5 protein-coding genes and 1 pseudogene are annotated in these 4207 nt (G+C 65.2%); 2 read left to right on the top strand and 4 right to left on the bottom strand.

The window, feature by feature from the left end:
- Together CQ12_RS46525 and CQ12_RS46520 are read right to left on the bottom strand one after the other, a co-directional pair.
- Positions 1-579, bottom strand: a pseudogene (locus tag CQ12_RS46525) (Spy/CpxP family protein refolding chaperone); the annotation flags it as partial.
- A complete protein-coding gene (locus CQ12_RS46520) occupies positions 576-779 on the bottom strand; it encodes a hypothetical protein (protein WP_245310072.1) in 204 nt (67 codons plus the stop codon). The gene CQ12_RS46520 and the pseudogene CQ12_RS46525, both read right to left, overlap by 4 nt.
- 288 nt (positions 780-1067) lie before the next feature.
- Between CQ12_RS46520 and CQ12_RS21885 the strand changes: the two genes are divergently transcribed.
- A complete protein-coding gene (locus CQ12_RS21885) occupies positions 1068-2042 on the top strand; it encodes a ketopantoate reductase family protein (RefSeq protein WP_057837379.1) in 975 nt (324 codons plus the stop codon).
- Between the two features lie 35 nt (positions 2043-2077).
- Positions 2078-2854, top strand: a complete 777-nt coding sequence (locus CQ12_RS21880; protein WP_057837378.1) for an SDR family oxidoreductase — start codon at positions 2078-2080, stop codon at positions 2852-2854.
- A 68-nt stretch (positions 2855-2922) separates the two neighbouring features.
- On the opposite strand, the gene CQ12_RS21875 is transcribed toward CQ12_RS21880, so the two are convergent.
- Both CQ12_RS21875 and CQ12_RS21870 read right to left on the bottom strand, forming a co-directional pair.
- Positions 2923-3669, bottom strand: a complete 747-nt coding sequence (locus tag CQ12_RS21875) for an aspartate/glutamate racemase family protein (RefSeq protein WP_057837377.1) — start codon at positions 3667-3669, stop codon at positions 2923-2925.
- Positions 3670-3859: 190 nt separating this feature from the next.
- Positions 3860-4207 (bottom strand): alpha/beta hydrolase family protein (locus CQ12_RS21870; protein ID WP_198164225.1); only part of this gene is annotated, 348 nt, incomplete at its 5' end.

Raw genomic sequence — 4207 nt, 5'->3', positions numbered from 1 at the left:
CAAAAAAAGCCGGCCGGACGCCGTCAACGCGATCGATGTCGGGCACGCCGCCTTGATCTTCTGGGCTGATGTCACCGACGCATTGGCGAGATCGTCGAGGGCTGCGCGCTGCGCCTCGGTCGGCTCGATCGTCTGCGCGATCAGGTCGATCGGGAGACCAGCGATTTCACGGCTGTCCTCGCCGCATAACAGCGCCAGCCGGTCCGGTCCGGCGTCGGGAGAGCCACGCGGCGGCAAATAGCCCGTAAGCCCCTGATAGTCGTAGGGCCCGAACAGGCCGGCATAAATATCGTCATAGCCGTAGTACCAGAACGGTGCGCCGACATTCGGCCCCCACAGCGTGTAGTCGTAGATGTCGTAATAGGCGAACGGCCAGAACAGCGGCCCGACCCAGCCGTACCCGCCATTGCCGTGCCGCCACCAGCCGCCGCCCCTGCCTCGCCCGTATTGCCATCCCGCCAGCGCAGCGCCCGCGGTCACGCTGGCCCGCATGGCGGGACTATGCAGCGCGGCGGTGTGACGATAGCTGCGGGCCAGTGCGCGCGAGTTCATCCCACGGCCGCCGCCGGCAAAATTCATGCGATGCGCGGAGAATGAACGGTGTGCGGAGAAAGAGCGGTGTCCGGAGAATGAGCGGCTATGCGCCCTGCCGTGAAAATGGCCACCATGATGTCGTCCGCCGAAATGATGACCGTGACCGTGTCCACCGCCGCGATGGCCGCCACCATGATGACCACCGCCATGACCGCCGCCGCGACCACCGCCGTGGCCGCCACCATGACCGCCTTTTGCGATCGCGAAGTCCGCCACGCACAGCGCCATTGCGAAAACAATGGCGGCAATTCCCACGGCGATCCTTGACATGGCACGTCCCCTCATCGTCGCACGTCCCATTGTCGTTATGCCGCAAGCTTGACGGCATCTGGATGAACGCGGGCTGAATGCCAAAAGTTCCCGCCCGCCAAGGCTGCACGCGCCGCAACCCACCCTGTGCGGCGGGCCGGTTGCGCCCGATCAAGGCTTGTGAAAACTAGCAAGGCCGTTTCCCCCAGCAGGATTTCCCATCCATGCGTATCTGTATTTTCGGTGCGGGCGCCGTCGGCAGCCATTTTGCGGTGCGACTCGCGCAGGCAGGACACGACGTTTCCTGCGTGATGCGCGGCTCGCATCTGGATGCCGTAAAAGCGAACGGCCTGACGCTGCGGGTCGGAGATGGCGAGTTCAAGGCAAAGGTGCGCGCCTCCAGCGATCCCGCCGCGCTGGGCCGGCAGGACGTCGTCATTTGCACGCTGAAGGCGACGGGCCTCTTCAGCCTCGCTGGCAGCCTGCAGCCGCTGCTCGGTGAGGATACCGCCGTGGTGTTCGCGCAGAACGGCATTCCCTGGTGGTACGATATCGGGCTCTCGCCAAAGCATCCTCCGGTGCCGGATCTGGCCTTTCTCGATCCGGGCGGACGCCTGCGGGCGGCGATTCCGAAGCAGTCTATCGTCGGCGGCGTGGTGTTCTCATCCAACGAGGTCGTCGCGCCGGGCGTGGTCGCGAATCTCACGCCCGAGCGCAACCGGCTTCAGATCGGCGAGTGCGACGATCGCGCCAGCGAGCGCGTGGCAAAGCTGCGCGCCGCGCTGAACGGTGCTTCCATCGACTCGCCCGAGGCCGTGCAGATCAGGGAGACGATCTGGTCAAAACTCCTGACCAACATGTCGATGTCGGTGCTGTGCCTGTTGACCGGGCAGACCGCGCGCGCCGTCCGCGACGATCCTGACCTTGCTGACATCGTGCCGCGCCTGCTCGACGAAGCCAACAGCATAGGCCAAAGCTGCTTTCCCGAGGTCAAGCGCGTGACCCGCTCCGGCCCCGCACCGGACCACAAGCCATCGATCCTGCAGGATTACGAACTCGGCCGCGCCATGGAGATCGACGTGCTGGTCCGCGCGCCCGCCGCCTTCGCCCGCGCCGCCGGACTTTCGACACCGATGCTCGACATGATGGGCGCGCTCGCCATCCGCCAGGCGCGCGACAAGGGATTGTACAAGGGTTAGGCAACGACGACAGAATCGAACAGGGAAACCGCATCATGCACGTCAAGGGCAAGGTCTGTGTCGTTACGGGCGCCGCGAGCGGCATCGGCGAAGCGGTGGCGCGCGCCTATGCGGAAGCCGGCGCACGCGGCGTCGTGGTCGCCGACCTCAAGACTTCACGTGAAAAGCTCGCCAAGGTCGCCGGCGACATCGACGGATTGCCGATCACGGCCGACGTCGGGCTGGAGGAAGACATCAAGGCGCTGATCGCCGCGGCCGAGGACAAATATGGCCCGGTCGACGTGTTCTTTTCCAACGCCGGCCTGTCGCGCAAGGGTCAGGAGACCGCGTCCGACGCCGATTGGGACGTGAGCTGGCGCGTCCATGTCATGAGCCATGTGTTCGCGTCCCGCGTGCTGGTGCCGGGCATGCTCGCGCGCGGCTCCGGCTATCTCCTCAACACCGCGTCCGCCGCGGGCTTGCTGGCGTCGCTGAACTCGATGCCCTACGGCGTCACCAAGAATGCCGCGATCGCGCTCGCCGAACATCTCGCCATTCAATATGGCGACCGCGGCATCCGCGTCTCCGTGCTCTGCCCGCAATCGGTGCAGACAGCCATGACCACTCCGGGCCCCAGCGCTGCAAGGGTCGATGGCGTGCTGCAACCGCCGGAAGTGGCGCGCATGGTGATCGAGGCGATGGCGGAAGAACGCTTCCTCATCCTGTCGCATCCGCAGGTCGCTGAATACATGCAGCGCAAGGCCTCCAACCGCGACCGCTGGCTATCAGGCATGCGGCGGCTGCGCGACAAGATCTACGGCGCGCCGGCCTAACAACGTCATTGCGAGCGAAGCGAAGCAATCCATCGTGCGGCATAACGGATGGATGGATTGCTTCGTCGCTACGCTCCTCGCAATGACGGGTCTGATGGCGCGAATTCTTCCAAGAGCCCTGTATATTTCTTCACGCCCGGCGATGCATAGGAGCCGCGCCGCGACGTCGCGAGCTTCAGCCCGGCCAGCGCCTCGGCCTGCTTCACGGCGGCCGCCACGCCGTCGACGACGGGCACGCCGAATTTCCGCGACAGTTTTTGCGGCAGATCGGCCATGCCCGCACAGCCCAGCACGATCGCTTCCGCACCCTTGTCGAGCGCGCGGGCAATCTCCGCTTCAAGCTTGGCTTCAGCACCCGAGCCAGGCTTGTCGAGATCGAGCACCGCGACATCGCAGGCAGTGACCCGCGCCCTCTCCGCATAACCATAACGGCGCACCAGTTCTTCCAGCGGCACGATCGAGCGCGGCAGCGTGGTGACGACGGCGATGCGCTTGGCGATCTGGCCAGCCGTCACCAGCGCCGCCTCGCAAATCCCGACCACCGGAAAGTGCGCGGCGGTCCGTGCGGCGTCGAGGCCGGTGTCGTCGAAACAGGCGACGATCGCCGCATCGGCATCCGGCGCATTCAGCAGCGCCTGGATCAGGCCGGGCACGGCGAACGCCTCGTCGTAATAGCCTTCGATCGAGACCGGCCCCATCGCCGAGGTCACGGCGATGATTTCAGTGCCGGATGCCGCGACAGCGCGCGCAGCGGCGCCGATCGTTTCGGTCATCGAGGCGGTGGTATTTGGATTGACGATCAGGATTTTTGTCATTGATACATCGTAGCCAGGATGATGCAGAGCGCAACTCCATCCCCGGTCGTCCCGGCCTTGAGCCGGAATCCATGCGCCGCGGCCGGCGAAAAGGGCACAAGGCTAGACGACTTTCGTCAACAATGCCCAGTCGTGGTTATGGGTCCCTGCGCCCGTGCGCAATTGCGCACTGGGGACGACATCGGAGCGCTTAGCCCGCGACCTCGTCCACCCACGCCGCAAACGCATCCAGCGCTTCATCCATCACCGCGTGATCGTTGCGTCCCGAACTCTTCAGCACATGGAAGGAATGGTCGGCGCCATCCAGCAAATGCAGCGAAGCCCGCGATCCCAGATCCTGGACGACTGGCTTGAGCAGGTTCAATTCCGCCAGCGCATCCCGCGTGCCCTGCAGGAACAGCATCGGGATTTTGACATCGGCGAGATGCCCGGCCCGTTCGCTGGAAGGCTTTCCGGCCGGATGCAAGGGAAAGCCGAGGAACGCCAGCCCGCGAACGCCCGCCAAGGCTGACTTCGCCTGCGCCTGCGACGTCATCCG

The organism is Bradyrhizobium jicamae (assembly GCF_001440395.1).
Lineage (GTDB): Bacteria > Pseudomonadota > Alphaproteobacteria > Rhizobiales > Xanthobacteraceae > Bradyrhizobium > Bradyrhizobium jicamae.
This window is presented reverse-complemented; position numbering and strand designations above follow the sequence as displayed.